Source organism: Rhodococcus sp. IEGM 1406, assembly GCF_030056745.1.
Classification (GTDB): domain Bacteria; phylum Actinomycetota; class Actinomycetes; order Mycobacteriales; family Mycobacteriaceae; genus Rhodococcus_F; species Rhodococcus_F erythropolis.
Map to the genome: position 1 here is coordinate 139,795 of NZ_JASHKO010000007.1, position 17,621 is coordinate 157,415.

Genomic DNA, 17,621 nt, shown 5'->3' on the forward strand with positions numbered 1-17,621 from the left:
GTGGGTGCAACTACTCCTGATCCGACACGCGCTCCCCGAACTCGCCGAGGTCACCGAAGGCTTCGCCGATCCCTCACTGACCGACGCCGGTCGCGTGCAGGCACTTCGGCTGCCTGCGGCATTGGCCCCCTACCGGATCACCGGGCTCTTCAGTAGCCCGCAGAAGCGCGCACTCGAGACCGCGGACCCGGTAGCGCAGGCATTGGATCTTCCGGTCACCCAGCTCGAGGGTCTGGCGGAGTACGACTACGAGCAGCCCCACTACATCCCGATGCACGAGGTCTTGGAACGCGCACCGGAAACGTATGCGCGCATCAAGGCCGGATGGCTACCCGAGTCGGTGGACGGCGACGCTTTTCGTGCGCGAGTCCTCGGTGCGATCGACGACGTCGTCGCCGCAACCGACAACAACGCCACCGTGGCGATCTTCTGCCACGGCGGCGTCATCAATATCGTTCTGCAGGAACTACTCGGGCTGGAGCGTCCGTTGACCTTCCCGATCGAGTACGTGTCCGTCACGCGAATTCTTGTTTCCCGGGACGGAAGCCGCAGGGTCGGGTCGATCAACGAAACCGGTCACGTACGCAACATGCTTCGCGTGTAGTCACACGTTGTGGCACGCCACCTGATGACCGCCCTGGACGAGACGAAGTTCGGGAACTTCCTCGGCGCAGAGATCCGTGGCCAGCGGGCACCGAGTACGGAACCGGCAGCCACTGGGCGGATTGAGCGGCGACGGCAGCTCGATGACCTTCTGCTCGACGTTCTGCGCTGCGGTGACGGTGGCATCAGGATCGGGAATCGACGACAGCAGTAGCTGCGTGTACGGGTGCAGCGCGCGGTTCTGCATGTCTTCTGCGGGAACGATTTCGCAGACGCGGCCCAAGTACATGATCATCACGCGGTCGCTGATGTTCTTCACGACGGCCATGTTGTGCGCGATGAACAGCAAAGACAGCCCGTGACGCTTCTTCGCATCCTCGAGCAGGTTCAGAATCTGCGCCTGCACGGAGACGTCGAGGCTCGAGACCGGCTCGTCACAGATCAGGACCTTGGGGTCCAGCATCAACGCGCGGGCGATGCACACACGCTGGCACTGACCACCCGAGAGTTCCCGCGGGGTCCGGTCCCACACCATGTCCGGGTCCAACCCGACCTCGGCAAGAACCTCGCGTGCCCGAGCTTCGATGGCGGCCTTGTCTTTTCCGCCCCAGATCGACGGACCCTCGGTGATGAGAGCCTTGACCTTGCGACGAGGGTTCAGGGAGGAGATCGGGTCCTGGAAGATCATCTGCAACTGAGTGCGACTGCGACGCAGTTCTTCCGCGCCCAGTGCCGTCATTTCCGTCTCTCCGAGGCGAATGGAGCCCGACGTCGGTGAGGGCAACTGCATGATCGCCCGGCCCGCCGTGGACTTGCCACAGCCGGATTCACCGACAACGCCCAAGGTTTCACCCGGAGCGACGGTGAAGCTGATCCCGGACACGGCGTGAACGGTCTGCCCCTTGCCGACGTTGAATTCGACGACCAGATCCTCGACCGTCAGGGCCGCGTCCACCGTCTCGGGCTTCCTGGTATCGGTTGCTGCAGTCATCAGACCATCTCCTTCACCGCGAGCGTCAGGCCCGCTGCGGTAGTGCCGGCCTTCTCGTTGGCGACCAATGCCGTTGTGCCTTCAGGGGTGTCGACCGGGTAGTGGCACGCGAACGTGTGGCTTTCGGTTGTGTTGTCTCCCAGGCCGCCGGGAGCCAGAGCCGGTTCGCCGGTCAGGCAGTCGTCCTGGGCATACCGGCAGCGAGCGGCGAAGCGGCAACCGGTGATCGGCTTCGTCATGTCCGGCAGTCCACCCGGAATTGTCTGCAGCACTGTGTGCGTCGGCGATTCGAGTCGCGGAATCGCGGCCATAAGCGCTTCGGTGTACGGGTGGCGCGGACGAGTGAACAACTCCTCGGTGGCCGACGTTTCCACGACGGACCCGGCGTACATGACGGCGACGCGATCCGATCGTCCCGAGACCACACCGAGGTCGTGGCTGATCAGGATGACGGCCATGTTGAGCTTGTCGTTGAGCGAGGCGAGCAGGTCGAGGATCTGCTTCTGCACGGTCACGTCGAGAGCTGTGGTCGGCTCGTCCGCGATCAGCAGTTTCGGCTCGCAGGCCAGGGCCATCGCGATGACCACACGCTGACGCATACCGCCCGAAAGTTCGTGGGGGTACTGATCGAGCCGACGCTTGGGCTCGGGAATACCCACCATCGACAGGAGTTCCGCAGCGCGATCGCGGGCCGCGTCCTTCTTCAGACCCAGGTGGAACTTCAAGGATTCGGTGATGTGGGTGCCGATGCGCTTGAACGGATTGAGCGAGGTCATCGGATCCTGGAAGACCATGGCGATCTCGGGTCCCCAGAAGTGCTTCATCTCCGACTTCTTCATGGTCGACATGTCGCGGCCGGCAAACGTCACCGTCCCGCTGATGTCCAGAGCCGGACCCTTCTGCAGCAGACCCATGATGGTGCGTCCGAGAACCGACTTGCCGGAACCGGATTCACCCACGATACCGAGAGTTTCACCGGCGGAAACGTGGATCGAGACACCGTCGACTGCTCGCAACTGGCCACGCGGAGTGGCGAATACGGTCCTGATGTTGTCCGCCTGCAGTAGCGGAACGCCGTTCTGAACTGAAGTGGTCACAGCTTACTCCGATACTTCTCGCCGATGAGGTTGAAGGAGAACACCGTCAGGAAGAGGAAGACGCCGGGAACCAGAACGATGAACGGATGCTTCTCCACGATCCCGCCCTGGCCTTCCGCAATCATGTTGCCCCAGGTCGGATCAGGTTGTGCGATACCGAGTCCGAGGAAGCTGAGTGATGCTTCCGCGACAATCAGGCCGGAGACGGCCACCAGGCCGAGCGCGGCGACCGGAACGAGGACGTTGGGAACCAACTCGCGCCAGATGACGCGCCATTTGGTGGCGCCCATGGCCCGCGCGGCAAGCACGAACTCCCGTTGGGCGACGACGATGGTGTTGGCCCTGGCGATTCGAACCATGCTGGGAATGCAGAGAATCGAGAGTGCGAGGGTGATGTTGCGCAGGTTCGACGTGAGCACCGCGGCCAGTGCGATCAACAGCACCAGAGAAGGAATGGCCAGCAGCGAGTTGGTCAGGATTCCGACGACTGCGTCGACCTTGCCGCGGAAGTAACCGGCCATGACGCCGATGGTGCCGCCGATGATCATGCCGATCAGTACGGCGCAGATGGCCACGGTCAAGGATGCCCTGGCACCGAACAAAGCGCGGGCAAGCAGGTCGAGACCGAAGTTGTTGGTACCCAGCGGGTGATCGGAGAGCAGGCTCGGCGAGGCGAAGCCCGGCTCGGCCAAGGTCTTGACCGTGTCCTTGTACTCACCGAGCGGCAGCAGCGGTGCGAAGATCGCGGCCAGGATCAGCGCGGCCAGCCAGATGCACGCCAACCAGTACGAGAGATCGAACTGACTGCCCCACTTGGACGTACCGAGTTTGCCGAGACCCTTGAAGAGGAAAACCAGGGCAACGAGCGCGAGCACGATGCGGACGGTCATCATGATGGCCGAACCGAAGAGTGCGGTGCCGAGCAGCGCAACGCCGATCACCGTGAGAATCGATCCGATCAGGACCAGATTCTTGGGCTGTTCCAACGTCTCGACGGGACCGGGAGCCAGCAGGACTGTCTGCTGCCGGTATGTCATCACCTCGGACGGGGCCGGCGACGGGGCCGCTCCGTCTGGCGTCACTTCAGACATGGACACGACGACTCCTCGGGTCAAGATAGGTGTACAGAACATCGATCGCACTGTTGACGAGGACGTAGATGACCGCGATCACGACCACCGCGCCAAGCAGCATCGGCGAATCACCTTGCTGCGCTGCGCGGACGATGAGCGTGCCCATTCCGGGCAACGAGAACAGCGTCTCGACGATCACGGTGCTGCCGATCATGCCGCCGAGAGCCAGACCCATCATCGTGATGAGCGAGAACGACGACGGTCTGAGCGCGTCACTGAAAAGCACTCGCAGCGTGGGCATTCCCTTCGCCTTCGAAGCGAGGATGTAATCCTCACGGAGCGTCGTCACCAGATCGGATCGGAGAACGCGAGTGAACATCGCCATCTCGAGGAGGCTGATGGTGATAGCCGGGAGTATTGCGTGTGAGAGGTTTCCGGAGAGGCTGTCCCCGATGCGCACCCACTGTGATCGCGGGAACCAGCCGAGCCAATTGACGGTGACCATGATCAGCAACAGACCGGCGAGGAAGCTCGGGACGGAAAGAACACCGAACGTCGCGGCGCTGATGACGCGGTCGATGACGCCGCCTTCGTGGTGCGCCGACCAGAGTGCGAGCGGCACGGCGACGACGAGTGCGATGACCAGACCCATCACGGCCAACTGAACGCTGACGGGCAGTGCCGAGCCGATCGCAGTCAGAACGTCCTGCTGCGGGGGAACAAGCGAATTACCGAGGTCGCCCTGGAGAGCGCTGGTCAGCCAGTCCCAATAGCGAACCAGGAGTGGATCGTTGAGCCCGAGCTGCTGCCGAACTTCCTCGTACTCGGCGGGCGTTCGGCCTTCACCTAGAACGGAGACAGCAGGATCGCCGGGGATCAGTGATGCCAGCACGAAGGTTCCGAAGCTGACGATCAGGATCACAATGACGAGCTGGCCCAATTTCTTACCTATTGCGCCGATGTTCATCGATTTCGTCTCCTTCGGACAGCGAGCTCGCAATACACAGCAGTTCCTCTGATTTCAGGTCTTGGTTCAAGCTCTCCAGGACTTCAGGCTCTCTAGGACTTCCAAGCTCCGTCGAAGAGCACGATTCCGTCGAGACTCTGCTCGAGACCGTGAACGTTCTGGTTCCAGACGTCGAGTGCGGCGACGTTGCCCCACACCTGCCACGGGACGGTCTCGTTGGCGCGTTCCTGAATCTGTGCCAGGACTGCCTTCTTGTCGTCGTCGGTGGTTGCGACGCCCAACTTGTCCAGGAGAGCGTCCATTTCGGCGTCGGAGTAGCCGGTGGCGTTGTTACGGCCGCCGGACTTGATGCCCGTGTACAGACGCTCGTAGGGATCGGCCTCGGCGAGGCTCAGTGCTGCGGTGCTCATGTCGTAGTCGTGATCGGCATACATCCGCTTGACCAGATCACCTGCACCGGTGACGTATTCGATCTGAGCGTCGAATCCGACAGCGTTGAGCATTGCCTGGATGGCCAGAGCCGTTGCCTGGGCGGACGGTTCCTGGATGGAGAGGAAGGTGATCTTTCCGTCGTAGCCGTCGGCCTTGGCCTGATCGAGCAGTTCCTTCGCCTTGGCGGGATCGACGCCGATCGGTGCGACGTCGTTGTGCCAGCGCGAGGTGTCCTGGAAGATCTCCTGGCCGGGCAGTCCCTTGCCGTTGTTGACGCGGGTGTTGAGCGTCTCCGGATCGACGGCAAGCGCCATCGCCTGGCGGACACGAACATCCGAGCCCGGGCGACCCGGGGCCATGTTCACGTTCGCGATGTAACCGAGCGACGGGATGTCGACGAAGCCGGGGTAACCCGACTCGATCAGATCCAGGATCGGGGTGAGCGTACGCATGTACGCGGCGTCGATGCCGCCCGTCTTGAGGGCTTCAGCGGTGGGCTGAGCGCCGACGATGCTGATCAGCTTGAGCTTGTCGATGTTCGGTGCGCCGTCGTAGTAGTCGGGGCGAGCAGCCAAGAGCAGTTCCTCGTTGGGAGCGAACTTCTCGAGAGTGAACGCGCCCGCACCGATCGGGGTGAACTGGTCACCCTGCTGCGCGCTCGGGGCGACGATCATGCCGGGTCCGGTAGCGAGCATCGACTGGATGCCCGTCCACGGATCAACGAGGTTGAAGACGACAGTCGTCGCGTCGGGGGTGTCGATCGAGGCAACCTTGGAAGCCCACAGGCTCGACTGCGGTCCCTTGTTGGTGACGTAGCGGTTGATGCTGTCCGCCACTGCCTTGGAATCGAAAGCTGTTCCGTCGCTGAATTTCACACCGTCGCGGAGCTTCAGCGTCCAGGTCTTGCTGTCCGAACTCGCTTCGAGCGACTGGGCGAGCTTGGGCTCGAACTTCTGCCCGATGGGGTCGTAGCGCATGAGCACGTCGTAGATGGCGCTGAGCTCGCTGCCGCCGGTGGCGCCGGCAACCTGAGCCTTCGCGGGATCGAGAGTCGTGACCGCCGAGTAGCCGCTGAACGTCAGCGTGCCGCCCTTGGTGGGAGTGCCGGGGTCGGCCTGCTCGTTGACCATGCCGATCTTCAGCGAGGAACCGGAATCAGCGGATTCGCCGCCGCCATTGCTCGAGCCGTTGTCGGCGCACGACGCCAGGAACATACTTGCGGTGATCGCCAGCGCAGCCGCAGCCAATCTGCGACTTCCGCGGCGGGAACTACGACTCATTCGAATGCCTCCAAGGCGGGGTAAGACCGTGACGTGATGTTGAACACGAAACAGTCTGTGACGGGAGGCACAGAAAATTGGATCGAGTCTCGCTCAGTGGAATCGGTTAAGTTGCAGGCCTCAACGGCCAGGTAAACCGACCCTGGCCAGCGATTACCCTCACCGACATCAGACCAGCCGGTCTAGTCCCGGTCGAGCGTGGCTTCCTCGAGATCGAGCTCTCGAAGTACCTTGCGGAGAACCTCGTCGTCGATCCGGCCGGCATCGCGCTCGGCGATGAACACACCTCGCTCGGCATCGATCATCTCGAGGCGCAGCGAGCGGAAGGCGTTCGACGGGCTCTCCCCCAGATCCTCGTCGCTGCGTCCCAGTCGCTCCCACGCCGAGTTCGCGCGGTGGGTGTTCCAGCTCCGCAAAATGTCTGCGGCACGATTCCGAACCTGAGGGACGTCGTCGGCGTCTGCTCCGACCAATTCGTCCAGACGCGCTGCAGCGGCGCGCGCAGCCTTGTCCTGAGCCGCCGCCTCGGCGCGTGCGTCGGACTGCTCCTCGTCTCCTTGCACACCGAGGACACGGATGACCCACGGCAACGTCAGGCCGTGCAGCAGCAGCGTGCCGACCACGACGACAAACGTCAGGAACAGGATCAGCGAACGGCCCGGGAAGTCTTCACCACTGTTGACCGTCAACGGAATGGCGAAGGCAGCAGCCAGCGACACGACCCCTCGCATACCGGCCCACGACACGACGAACACTGCCCGCGCCGAAATCTCCGGCTCCCTCGCTCGGATACGGGGCGACAGCCAACGCGGTACGTACGTGAACGGGAACACCCAGGCGATCCGCACCACCACGACGGTCACGAGCACGGCAATCGACGCCCAGACGACGATCGAGGTGCTGTACCCCTGCAATCCGTTGACAACACTGGGCAATTGGAGCCCGATCAACAGGAAGACGAAGGACTCCAGGATCAGGTCGACGGCCTTCCACACTGCCGTGTCCTGCAAGCGCGTCGCATAACTCGCGCGCGTGGAGCGCTGGCCGAGGAACAATCCGGCTACGACGACCGCGATGACGCCCGACGCGTGGACCTCTTCTGCAGCCAGGTAGGTGAAGAACGGCACCACCAATCCGATTCCACTCTCCATCACCGGATCCTGCAGTTTGCCGCGAACCTTCGAGATGACAAAGCCCACCGCGAGGCCGATCACCGTTCCACCGACCGCTGCGACGAGGAAGGTCTCGAAGCCGCCGATCAGTGTCGCACCGGTACCCACCGCCGCGGCGAGAGCAACCTTGTAGGCCGTCAGAGCGGTGGCGTCGTTGAGCAGGCTCTCCCCGCCCAGCAGGGTCATGATTCGGCGCGGCAGACCGAGCTTGCGTCCGATTGCGCTCGCGGACACCGCGTCCGGCGGCGCCACGATGGCGCCGAGAACCAGTGCGGCCGCAATCGAGAACTCCGGGACGATCAGGTAGGCGACAAAGCCCACCGCTGCCGTCGTCGCCAGGGGAAGCCCCACTGCGAGAAATCCGATCGGACGCAGATTGGACCGCAGTGCCAGGTATGAACTGTCCAGCGCCGCCGAGTACAGAAGTGGAGGCAACACGACGAACAGGACGAGGTCCGGATCGAGCTCCAACTCCGGAACACCGGGTATCTGGCAGGCGATCAAACCGACCAGGACAAGGATCAGCGGCGAAGACAATCCGAACCTTCGCGCGACCGCCGCCACCAGCAACGCCGCTACTACAACCCCCAGTAATATGCCGTTCACTCTGGCAGCATGCAGTATGGAAGGCGATGAAGAAAATCCTGAAGCGAGCAGCAGCTCGCACACAGCAGCCCGCACCCGCTCCGACCGGTTGCGAGGAACTAACCAATGCGCCCGAAACGGACCCGGCGGCGCTGACGCCCGGCGTCTGCCAGGAGTGCGCCGAGTTGGGCGAGGATAACTGGTCTCACCTGCGCATGTGCCTGTCCTGCGGCCACGTCGGGTGCTGCGATTCCAGCCCCCATCAGCACGCGACCAACCACTATCGCGACACCGCGCACCCGGTCATGCGCTCGCACGAGCCCGGCGAATCCTGGCGCTGGTGCTACGTTCACGATCTGATGGATTGAACGCGCACGACTCGCAGTGCACTGCGCATAGTGCCCACCTCGCACGGCGCACAGGCCTCGGTGTTGCGCACATTGCTCAATCCACTGGGTAGCTATTGCCCAATCTGTATGCCGATGATGGACTTTGACGCAGAATCTGCACAACAGATCGACAGGTGCGGCTGAACTTTGCCGCACCGAACGGTTCGGCCTCAGGAAGTCCTGCCAAACATCACAACCACATCGTCGGCCCCACGATCTGGGGTACAGGCGGTGCGGTGATCGATGTCCACTACTGAAGGCAGGACCGGCCATGAACAGCCCCAACATCGACCAGAACGCTCCCGAGTCACTGGCGGAGATCGAGAAGCGCGTTCTGTGGTTGTCGACCGCGATGATCCATCACGCCAACCGTGTCCGTCCGAATCCCAGCGGGCTCAAGGTCGGCGGCCATCAGGCCTCATGCGCGTCGATGGTTTCGATCATGACGTCGCTGTGGTTCGGCCAACTTCGTTCCGGCGACCGGGTTTCCGTCAAGCCGCATGCGGCGCCGGTGCTCCACGGCATCAACTATCTGCTCGGTGAACTCGACGAGTCCTACCTGACGACTCTGCGCGAATTCGGGGGCCTGCAGAGCTACCCGAGTCGATCAAAAGATCCTGATCCGGTGGATTATTCGACCGGTTCGGTGGGCATCGGCGCGACGGCTCCCATCTGGGGCGCCATCGCTCGCCGATACGTCGACGCCTCCCTCGGCGGCGCCGGAACCGGGCGTCAGTACTCCCTGGTCGGTGACGCCGAACTCGACGAGGGCGCTGTGTGGGAAGCAGTTCTCGATCATTCGGTTGCCGAACTGGGTGAGATCGTGTGGATAGTCGACCTCAACCGCCAATCACTCGACCGGGTGGTGCCGAACATCGCGGCAACCCGCCTGGAGCGCATGTTCTCGGGTGCGGGCTGGCAGGTCATCACCGTGAAGTTCGGTGCGCTGCTGGAATCACTGTTCACCCGGCCGGGCGGCAGCGCGTTGCGCGAACGAATCCTGGACATGCCGAATCCGGAGTACCAGCGCCTGCTGCGATGCACGGCCGACGAAGTACGTCTGAGACTGCCCGGCAACGCGGCGGACGCCGACGCGATCACGGCGCTGATCAACGACCTCGACGACGCCACGGTGCTCGAGGCCATCCGCAATCTGGGTGGCCACGACCTCGACGCTCTGCGAGAGGCGTACGCGCAGATCGACGACACCCGTCCCACCGTGATCATCGCGTACACGATCAAGGGTCGGGGCCTGCCGACGCAGGGCCATCCGCAGAACCACTCGTCGCTGCTCACCACCGAGCAGTACGAGATTCTGGCGGCGGAACTCGGCATGGATCCGTCGAAGCCCTGGGAACGGTTCGAGGCGGACGGCCCGTCTGGCCGCATCTGCGCCGAAACCGCTGAGCGCCTGGCTCGCCCGAAGGTGGAGCATCTGATGCCCCCGGCAGTTCCGGCGGACATCGGCCGTACCCCCTCCGGCACATCCACCACTCAGGCAGCTCTCGGCCGGGTGCTACTCGACCTCAGCCGAGAGGCGCCGGACGCCGCGAAACGTGTTGTCACACTGAGCCCGGACGTCAGTTCCACCACCAACCTGGCAGGGTGGCTGAACAAGGTCGGGGTCTGGTCCCCCAACGAGCGGCACAACTGGTTTGCCGACGACGCCGAAACGATCATGCACTGGCGTGAGAAGCCCACCGGTCAGCACATGGAACTCGGTATCGCCGAGACCAACCTGGTCGGGCTGATGGGCGAACTCGGTGCAACCTGGAGTCGCTGGGGCCAGCCGCTCTTCCCGATCGGCGTGATGTACGACCCCTTCATCGAGCGGGCTCTCGAACCGTGGTCGTACGGCATCTACGCCGGTGGACAGTCGATCATGGTCGGCACTCCGTCGGGCGTCACCCTGGCAGCCGAAGGCGGTGCGCACCAGTCGATCAAGACCCCGTCCATCGGACTCGAACAGCCGGGATGCGTCAGTTTCGAACCGGCATTCGCCGTCGACGTGGAGTGGACGCTCCTCGACAGCATCGGACGCCTCGGCCGACCAGACGGCAGCTCGTCGTATCTGCGTCTGTCGACCCGTCCGGTCGATCAGGCCTTGGCCGCGGTGCCGACCGATCCGGCTGCGCGAGAACGCCGCCGACGTCAGGTGGTGGCCGGCGCGTACACGCTGCGGCACAACCCTGATCCGGCCATCACCCTGGTCGGCATGGGTGCCACCGTCACCGAAACACTTGTCGCCGCCGAAAGACTGGGCGAGCAAGGCATTTCCGCCGACGTCGTGTGCGTGACCAGCCCCGGATTGCTCTTCGAAGCACTCCAGTCTCGGCGCGGTCTCGCGGACGGTCCGTCGTGGATCCTGGATCAGGTCTTTCCGAGCAGCCGGTCAGCGCCGATGGTGACCGTTCTCGACGGGCACCCGCACACCCTCGCGTTCCTGACGGGAATCAACAATGTCCCGGGTGCTGCGCTCGGAGTGAGCCGGTTCGGTCAGGTCGGTTCACTCGAAGACGTCTACCGGTACCACGGCCTCGACTCCGACAGCATCGTTCGCGCCGCCCTCGATCTCACTTCTTGATCGGCCACACTCTCTGATGCCGAGAAGCGTCCCCGCGGGGACGCTTCTCGGGTCTGATCAGTTCTTTAGTTCTTCAGAGGCCTTCAGTTCTTCCAGGCCTTGTCGAAGAACATGATTCCGTCCAGGCTCTGCTGAATGCCGTGGACGTTCTGCCCCCACACACCGAGCCACGGGGTATTGCCGTAAACCTGCCACGGCACAACCTCATTGGCGCGCTCCTGGATCTTGGCGAGCACCTCGATCTTCGCGTCGTTCGACGTCGCTACACCCAGCTGGTCGAGCAGCGTATCCATCTCGGGGTCGGAGAAACTCGCGGCGTTGTTTCGCCCACCGGTCTTGAGGTTCGAGTACAGACGCTCGAACGGATCGGCTTCCGCGAGGTTGGCGGAACCTGTTGCCATGTCGAAGTCGCGGTCGGCGTACAAACGCTTGACGACGTCGGCAACCGAGTTGACGTACTCGATCTGGAAATCGAAACCGACGGCGTTGGCCATCGACTGCAACGCCAGAGCCATCGCCTGCGCCGAATTCTCCTGCAGCGTCAGGTATGTGATCTTGCCGTCGAAACCGTCGGCCTTGGCCTCGTCGAGAAGCTGCTTCGCCTTGGCGGTGTCTACGCCGATCGGAGCGACGTCGTTGTGCCAGCGAGAGGTGTCCTGGAAGATGACCTGGCCGGGTAGACCCTTACCTTCGTTGAGTCGGTTGTCGAGAGCGACGGGATCGGTCGCGAGCGCCAATGCCTGACGCACCCGCACGTCGGCACCGGGACGACCGGGAGCCGTGTTGACGAGCGAGAGGTACGACAGCGACGGAATGTCGACGAAGCCCGGGTAGCCGGAGTCGATCAGATCCAGGACGTTCGGAAGCGAACGCATGTACGCGACGTCGGTGCCGCCGCTCTTGAGGGATTCGGTGGTGGACTGTGAACCGACGATGCTGATCAACCGCAGCTTGTCCACGTTCGGGGCACCGTCGAAGTAGTCTTCCCGAGCGTCGAGGATCAATTCCTCGTTGGGAGCGAACTTCTCGAGGGTGAACGCGCCCGCGCCGATCGGGGTGAACTGATCGCCCTGCTGGGCGCTCGGCGCGACGATCATGCCGGGTCCGGTGGAGAGCAGTGACTCGATACCGGTCCACGGGTCGACAAGATTGAAGACGACCGTCGACGCGTCCGGGGTGTCGACCGACGCAATCTTCGACGCGTACAGGCTCGACTGCGGCCCCTTGTTGGTGACGTAGCGATTGAGGCTCGCCGAAACGGCCGCCGAATCCACCGGAGTGCCGTCGCTGAACTTCACGCCGTCGCGCAGTTCGAGAGTCCACGTCTTGAAGTCGGAACTCGGTTCCATCGACTCCGCGAGTTTCGGAACAAATTCCTTCGACGCCGGGTCGTAGCGCAGCAGGGTGTCGTAGATGGCGCCCAGCTCCGAACCGGCGACCGAACCGGCGATCTGCGTCTTCGCAGGGTCGAGATTCGTGACAGCGGAGTACCCGCTGAACGTGAGCGTGCCGCCCTTGACCGCGTCACCCTCGCCGGACTGCTCGTTGACCGGGCCGATGGACAACCCTGAACCGGAATCCGGTGCGTCGCCGCTCCCACCTCCGTTCCCGCTGTCAGCGCACGACGAGACGAACAGGCCGGCGGAGACAGCCAGCGCGACGGCGGCAACCTTGCGGTGACCGCGCCGAGAACTGCGACTCATTCAAAACCTCCAGGTCAGAAACTGTGATGTGAAGCATTGTCGAGACAGTTTGTGATGTAAGGCACAGGTATTAGTCGCAGGTCCCGCTCAGTGGAATGCAGCGAGAAGATTGTTCAGTTTTCGAGCGACATTTGCAGGTCAGGCCGTTAGCGAAGGTCAGGAATTCATTCCGATTCGAGTGTCCTCAACGGGTGAATCGCCGGAGCAGCGTCGAGGAGTGGGCAGCCGCTGCCAGTGCAGCCTGCAGATGTGCGGACTCGAACGACTCGTACGACACGAAGCCCCCTCATCGGATACCTTTCGCAGAGGGGAAGTCAGCTAGAGACACACGCCGCAAACGTACACACGAAAAGGGCAACCAATGGGGCTACTGAAGGACGTCACCGGCTGGCGACGCGGCACGAAGTTGCAGCGTCGACTACGCGACCTCACCGGCACGCTCGTAGTTGTCACCGGTGCAGGCAGCGGCATCGGGCGTGAAACGGCCCTCGCCTTCGCGGCCCAGGGAGCTATCGTCGTCGTCTCCGACATCAACCTCGAAAGCGCGCAGGACACTGCGGCACTCATCAACACACCCACTCAGGCCAGCGGAGCCGAAGCGGTTTTCGGTGGCGGTTCGCACGCCTACCAGGTCGACGTGTCCGACGAACAGGCCGTGATCCGATTCGCGGAGACAGTCGCGGCGCATCACGGCGTGCCGGACATCGTCGTCAACAACGCTGGAATCGGGTTCTCCGGCACATTCGCCGACACCGAGCAGCGCCAGTTCGAGCGCGTCATGGACATCAACTTCTGGGGAGTTGTCTACGGCTGCCGGGCATTCACCCCGATGATGATCGACCGGGGAACCGGCGGACACGTCGTCAACCTGTCCTCGGCCGCCGCCTACACACCCCAGAAGGCCCTCACCGCGTATTCGACAAGCAAGGCAGCGGTATTCATGCTCTCGGATTGCCTACGGGCAGAGCTGCTTCCACACGGCATCGGCGTCAGCACCATCTGCCCCGGCCTCGTGCACACGAACATCCTCAAGACCACCGAGTTCGCCGGGACCACCGCCGAGGAACAACTCGAGAATCAGACCAAGGTCGACAACTTCTACCGCAAGCGCAACTTCACCCCCGACCGGGTGGCCAGTGCCATCGTGAAAGCAGTTCGCACGAACAAGGCCGTGGTGCCCGTGACCGTCGAAGCCAAGCTCGGACGCACGATCAGCCGGTTGTCTCCCGGGTCGATGCGCGTCGGAGCTCGGTTCGAGATCTAGGTCAGCTTCCGAAACTCAAGCTGCCCGTGAAACCCTGTTGCACATCGGCTTCCGAACGGGGAAGAACCTCGTAGGTGCTGGCGTACTGGCCGCTGAAGCCGGTGACGGTGATCGGGCGTCCGACGGCGACGGCATCGACGTCGATTCCGGTCTGGGTGTTGACGAAGATGACGGTGTTTCCTTCGACGCCGGACACCAGGATCTTGTGACCGTACGGCAGATCGTCGACGACGGGTCCGCTCACGATCCCGGACACCGTCACGAGACGACCTTCGCTGCCCTCACCGATTGCATTGAGGGGCAATCGCGCCGGGCTGATCTGGGTGGTCGTGCCGATTACCTCGACGGCAGTCGGGCGGACGACGAGCAGGCCTTCCTGATCCGCGAGGACTCCGGTGACCTGAACCTGATCGCCGAGAGCAATCCCGGAGTTGTTCGGATCGCTGATGTAAATGCCCGAATTGCCGCTCTGGAGACCAAAGCCCTTGTCGTAGAAGCTGGATTCGAACACTCCGGACGGCGTAGTCGCGGTTCCCGCGACGGTGACCGTCGTTCCGATGGCCTGCGCACGGGCTGCCGCGATGGAGTCCGCGGACACCTCACCGACAACTGCTGCCGGCTCCGCCGTTGCTGCGGTGCCGACAAACATGGTGGCCGCGGCCGCAACTGCCAGCGCCGTCACACCTCGACGCAGGACCGAACCGGCAAGAACGCTGTCTCGAAACATGTTTGAGGACTCCCCTGTGATTTCGTGGCCGCGCAGGTTCTCCTGATGGAGTGCCGCCTTCGCCCACCCTGAGGCACAGGTTATTACAGGTCGGACACCGCAGCGGTGGTGACATTCCGTCACCACCGCTGCGTCTAGGCATCCGAGTTTCTAGGAACCGGAGCTTCCGGACGAACCGCTCGAGCCACTGGAACCACTGGATCCTGTTCCGCCACCGAGATCGTCGAGAGGATCGCTACCGGTGAGCCCGCCCGGATACAGGTAGGCGTCGGAGATCGTGCTGAGCGAGGTTCCGGAAGTGGCCGGCACCTTTGCTCGCCAGTTGACGATCGGATTCAGCACTCCGAACGGTCCGCAACCACTGGCAGCGGGCAGCGCGAAGCCGGTGGCCTCGTTCCCGACCGGGCTCACCTTCAGCGCAGTCGACGGAAGCACCGTGTAGGTCGGTACCACCGACGGGTCAGGCGCGAGACGAAGATTCACCGGCGCCGCCGCGGAACCCAGGTAGCAGTTGTCACCGAGGAACGCGTTGTTGATCTTCATCCGCACCGGGATGCTCAGATCCATGTCGGTGATGATTCCGTTGAGAGTCGGCGCAGCCGTTGCCTCCACCTCGGCCGTTACTGCGGCCAGGCCGAAGAGATTGCCGAACGGAAGATCGATTCCGAGAACGCCGCCGGGAACCGTCAGCGGCTTGGAGTAGACACCGTTGTGTCCGTCGTCGCGCGGGAGAAGAACGGTGGACTCACCTTCACCGGAGCCGGCCTCGGCGGCAATGATCATGTCGCCTTTTCCGATCGGGAGGTTGAAGCCGTTGTTGTCGAAGGTTCCGCTCTGAACCACTACCGACACACAGGATTCGGCAGTAGCCGGACACACTGCGGCACCGGGTACCGAATTGTCGACCGGGTCCTGAGCCGAGGCCATCGGCGCTGCAAAAGCCAGCACTGCACCTGCGGTACCTGCAATAACGGCCACGCGCGTGCCGAGACGTCTGTTGCCGTTCTTGTGAGATTTCTGCACTGATTTCTCCCTGCCGTTTATGTGATGGGGGACGAAACTCGCAGTCATTGCTTGTGTTTCGACCGCCGCCGACAAGGTCTTGCGGTGTGCTCCTACTCACAAGTAACAACTGAACAGATGTATATCACAGGACTTCGACTTAAAAACAGGGCAAAAGGGAGTTTCCTTAAAACGGACAAACTAAGCGGTACGGTGTGTAACACTCACGGGTGATGAACACGAACAGACTGGTCCTCTGCGTCGCGGCAGCGGGCCTACTCCTCAGCGGCTGCAGCAGCCAATCCGACAGCAACGCAGCGGAATCCACTTCTGCTGCCACCAGCACGTCGATCGCGGCAACGTCGAGTTCAGCTGCCCCCGAGTCCCTGTCGGCGCTGCCGACCAGCCCGCTTGCCGCAACTCCGGAAGCCGCGCCGAGCGTCGTCGAATCGACGCCCCCGCAGGTGTCGCTGCCGGTAGCGCCACAGGTAGCGCCACCGGCAAACTCACCGATCGACGCCCGGTCACCGGACGAGATCGTCGCGAACGCAGGCGAGAAGGGACAGCGGTACATCGCTGCACTACGTCTGGCCGGGATCCCGCCCGCCGGAATGGATTCCGCAGAGATCCTCTACGCCGACGGCACTTGCAAGGCGCTGGCCGACGGCATGCCGCGGTCCGAGGTGCTGGCGGAGTTCAACTCCGTCGGCGAGGTGTACTCACAGATCACGCCGATGTCTTCGCAGCGGATCGCCGAGATCTACGTCGACACCGCGGAGCAGACGTACTGCTGATCAGGCTTTGCCGGCCAACCAGTTGTGCAGCCAGGATGTGGCCGAATTGCCTGCGCCGTCAACGACGTAACGCGTGTAGTCGGTGTGAACCTGCGAGCCGTAGAAGGCGACCAGTTGATCGACGCGCCGCGAGTTCGCGCCTGGATCGAGCTGAGCCATCAGTGCGGGGAGTCCGCCTGCGGTGACCAGATCGTTGACGATCACGGCGGCCTCGTCGCGCAGCGAGAGAGCGTTTGCGGGAGTGGGGTCGGAAACCTGAGCCATGAATCCGGCCAGACGCATCACGAAATCGTCCTTGGGCGTCGAGCAGTACAGATCACCGACGGCGCACAGCGTCACCGTTTTGCCTGACAGCCAACCGAATCCACCGATGCGAGCGCCGCTGGCTCCGTTGCCTCCGACAGCGGGTCCGATCAGGACGTCTGACTCGGAGCGGCGGGGATCGGACAGGAGGCCGACGCCCTCGACGCGAGTCGGGGGAACAACGCCGATGCCGGTTCCGATCTCGGCTGCGAGATCGCCTGCCGCGTCGGCGCCCTGGCTGTATCCGACGATCGCGAAGCGGGTGTCACCGCACGAGGCGGCCATCGCGGCGATCATGCCGCGGGCGTTGTCGACGGCCTGCTGCTTCGACTTGGCGTAGACGTTGGACTCCCACGGGAAGGCCGTTGCCGAGTACGTGACGTAATCGGTGCGTACGGAACCGGGAAGGCCGTTGGTGACCGGGGCAAGCATGCCGGCACCGGGAGAAGTACCAGAAGGCTCCCAGGTTCCCGGAATGGCCACGACGTACAGACCGGGGCAGGGATCAGCCGACGCCACGGGAGAACTGACAACCGGTACCACTACTGCCGCAGCTAGTGCCGACAACACCGCAACGAGACGCCTCGCACGCATGAAACTCCCCTGATTTAACTTAAGCAACCCATACACCACTATCGATGCTCCGGAATCATAC

Annotated in this window: 15 protein-coding genes; 5 read left to right on the top strand and 10 right to left on the bottom strand. The window is 63.2% G+C overall.

Annotated elements, in window-relative coordinates; all coding sequences use genetic code 11:
- Positions 1–4: 4 nt before the first annotated feature.
- Positions 5–604 (top strand): histidine phosphatase family protein, encoded by a 600-nt coding sequence (locus tag QM596_RS27365; protein WP_020968024.1) that lies wholly within the window; start codon positions 5–7, stop codon positions 602–604.
- On the opposite strand, the gene QM596_RS27370 is transcribed toward QM596_RS27365, so the two are convergent.
- From QM596_RS27370 to QM596_RS27395, 6 genes are all read right to left on the bottom strand, one after another.
- On the bottom strand, positions 605–1,594 hold the full coding sequence (locus QM596_RS27370; protein WP_020905656.1) for an ABC transporter ATP-binding protein: 990 nt from the start codon (positions 1,592–1,594) through the stop codon (positions 605–607).
- Complete coding sequence (locus QM596_RS27375) at positions 1,594–2,691, bottom strand: ABC transporter ATP-binding protein (RefSeq protein ID WP_019746261.1); 1,098 nt, start codon at positions 2,689–2,691, stop codon at positions 1,594–1,596. Before QM596_RS27375 ends, QM596_RS27370 begins: the two co-directional genes overlap by 1 nt.
- The gene (locus tag QM596_RS27380) at positions 2,688–3,782 is read right to left on the bottom strand and encodes an ABC transporter permease (protein ID WP_020968023.1); all 1,095 of its coding nucleotides are present in this window, start codon (positions 3,780–3,782) and stop codon (positions 2,688–2,690) included. Before QM596_RS27380 ends, QM596_RS27375 begins: the two co-directional genes overlap by 4 nt.
- On the bottom strand, positions 3,775–4,731 hold the full coding sequence (locus QM596_RS27385; RefSeq protein WP_019746259.1) for an ABC transporter permease: 957 nt from the start codon (positions 4,729–4,731) through the stop codon (positions 3,775–3,777). Before QM596_RS27385 ends, QM596_RS27380 begins: the two co-directional genes overlap by 8 nt.
- Before the next feature lie 92 nt (positions 4,732–4,823).
- Positions 4,824–6,443 carry an ABC transporter substrate-binding protein gene (locus QM596_RS27390; RefSeq protein ID WP_020968021.1) on the bottom strand — a complete coding sequence of 540 codons (1,620 nt, stop codon included), beginning with the start codon at positions 6,441–6,443 and terminating at the stop codon, positions 4,824–4,826.
- Positions 6,444–6,625: 182 nt separating this feature from the next.
- On the bottom strand, positions 6,626–8,221 hold the full coding sequence (locus QM596_RS27395) for a Na+/H+ antiporter (protein ID WP_020905652.1): 1,596 nt from the start codon (positions 8,219–8,221) through the stop codon (positions 6,626–6,628).
- A 26-nt stretch (positions 8,222–8,247) separates the two neighbouring features.
- Between QM596_RS27395 and QM596_RS27400 the strand changes: the two genes are divergently transcribed.
- Positions 8,248–8,568, top strand: a complete 321-nt coding sequence (locus QM596_RS27400) for a UBP-type zinc finger domain-containing protein (RefSeq protein ID WP_019746256.1) — start codon at positions 8,248–8,250, stop codon at positions 8,566–8,568.
- Between the two features lie 292 nt (positions 8,569–8,860).
- Entirely contained in the window at positions 8,861–11,173 is a 2,313-nt protein-coding gene (locus QM596_RS27405) for a thiamine pyrophosphate-binding protein (RefSeq protein ID WP_283310374.1), read from the top strand.
- Between the two features lie 83 nt (positions 11,174–11,256).
- Here QM596_RS27405 and QM596_RS27410 read toward each other — a convergent pair whose 3' ends face one another.
- Entirely contained in the window at positions 11,257–12,876 is a 1,620-nt protein-coding gene (locus QM596_RS27410; protein WP_195791692.1) for an ABC transporter substrate-binding protein, read from the bottom strand.
- Positions 12,877–13,237: 361 nt separating this feature from the next.
- Between QM596_RS27410 and QM596_RS27415 the strand changes: the two genes are divergently transcribed.
- On the top strand, positions 13,238–14,140 hold the full coding sequence (locus QM596_RS27415; RefSeq protein WP_020968018.1) for an SDR family NAD(P)-dependent oxidoreductase: 903 nt from the start codon (positions 13,238–13,240) through the stop codon (positions 14,138–14,140).
- Between the two features lies 1 nt (position 14,141).
- Here QM596_RS27415 and QM596_RS27420 read toward each other — a convergent pair whose 3' ends face one another.
- Positions 14,142–14,867, bottom strand: coding sequence for a single stranded DNA-binding domain-containing protein (locus QM596_RS27420; RefSeq protein ID WP_283310376.1), 726 nt, complete (start codon positions 14,865–14,867; stop codon positions 14,142–14,144).
- Positions 14,868–15,017: 150 nt separating this feature from the next.
- The gene (locus tag QM596_RS27425) at positions 15,018–15,890 is read right to left on the bottom strand and encodes a hypothetical protein (protein WP_020968016.1); all 873 of its coding nucleotides are present in this window, start codon (positions 15,888–15,890) and stop codon (positions 15,018–15,020) included.
- Between the two features lie 212 nt (positions 15,891–16,102).
- Here QM596_RS27425 and QM596_RS27430 point away from each other — a divergent pair, with 212 nt between their 5' ends.
- Positions 16,103–16,663: a DUF732 domain-containing protein gene (locus tag QM596_RS27430; RefSeq protein WP_264613702.1), complete on the top strand. Its 561-nt coding sequence runs from the start codon at positions 16,103–16,105 to the stop codon at positions 16,661–16,663.
- Here the strand turns inward: QM596_RS27430 and QM596_RS27435 are convergent, their stop codons facing one another.
- The gene (locus QM596_RS27435) at positions 16,664–17,560 is read right to left on the bottom strand and encodes a cutinase family protein (RefSeq protein WP_020905644.1); all 897 of its coding nucleotides are present in this window, start codon (positions 17,558–17,560) and stop codon (positions 16,664–16,666) included.
- Positions 17,561–17,621 lie beyond the last annotated feature (61 nt).

Bases quoted from the DNA above. Each gene is read 5' to 3' on its own strand.
- QM596_RS27370 (WP_020905656.1), bottom strand. From the start codon at position 1,594: ATGACTGCAGCAACCGATACCAGGAAGCCCGAGACGGTGGACGCGGCC.
- QM596_RS27380 (WP_020968023.1), bottom strand. From the start codon at position 3,782: ATGTCTGAAGTGACGCCAGACGGAGCGGCCCCGTCGCCGGCCCCGTCC.
- QM596_RS27385 (WP_019746259.1), bottom strand. From the start codon at position 4,731: ATGAACATCGGCGCAATAGGTAAGAAATTGGGCCAGCTCGTCATTGTG.
- QM596_RS27390 (WP_020968021.1), bottom strand. From the start codon at position 6,443: ATGAGTCGTAGTTCCCGCCGCGGAAGTCGCAGATTGGCTGCGGCTGCG.
- QM596_RS27400 (WP_019746256.1), top strand. From the start codon at position 8,248: ATGAAGAAAATCCTGAAGCGAGCAGCAGCTCGCACACAGCAGCCCGCA.
- QM596_RS27405 (WP_283310374.1), top strand. From the start codon at position 8,861: ATGAACAGCCCCAACATCGACCAGAACGCTCCCGAGTCACTGGCGGAG.
- QM596_RS27410 (WP_195791692.1), bottom strand. From the start codon at position 12,876: ATGAGTCGCAGTTCTCGGCGCGGTCACCGCAAGGTTGCCGCCGTCGCG.
- QM596_RS27415 (WP_020968018.1), top strand. From the start codon at position 13,238: ATGGGGCTACTGAAGGACGTCACCGGCTGGCGACGCGGCACGAAGTTG.
- QM596_RS27420 (WP_283310376.1), bottom strand. From the start codon at position 14,867: ATGTTTCGAGACAGCGTTCTTGCCGGTTCGGTCCTGCGTCGAGGTGTG.
- QM596_RS27430 (WP_264613702.1), top strand. From the start codon at position 16,103: ATGAACACGAACAGACTGGTCCTCTGCGTCGCGGCAGCGGGCCTACTC.
- QM596_RS27435 (WP_020905644.1), bottom strand. From the start codon at position 17,560: ATGCGTGCGAGGCGTCTCGTTGCGGTGTTGTCGGCACTAGCTGCGGCA.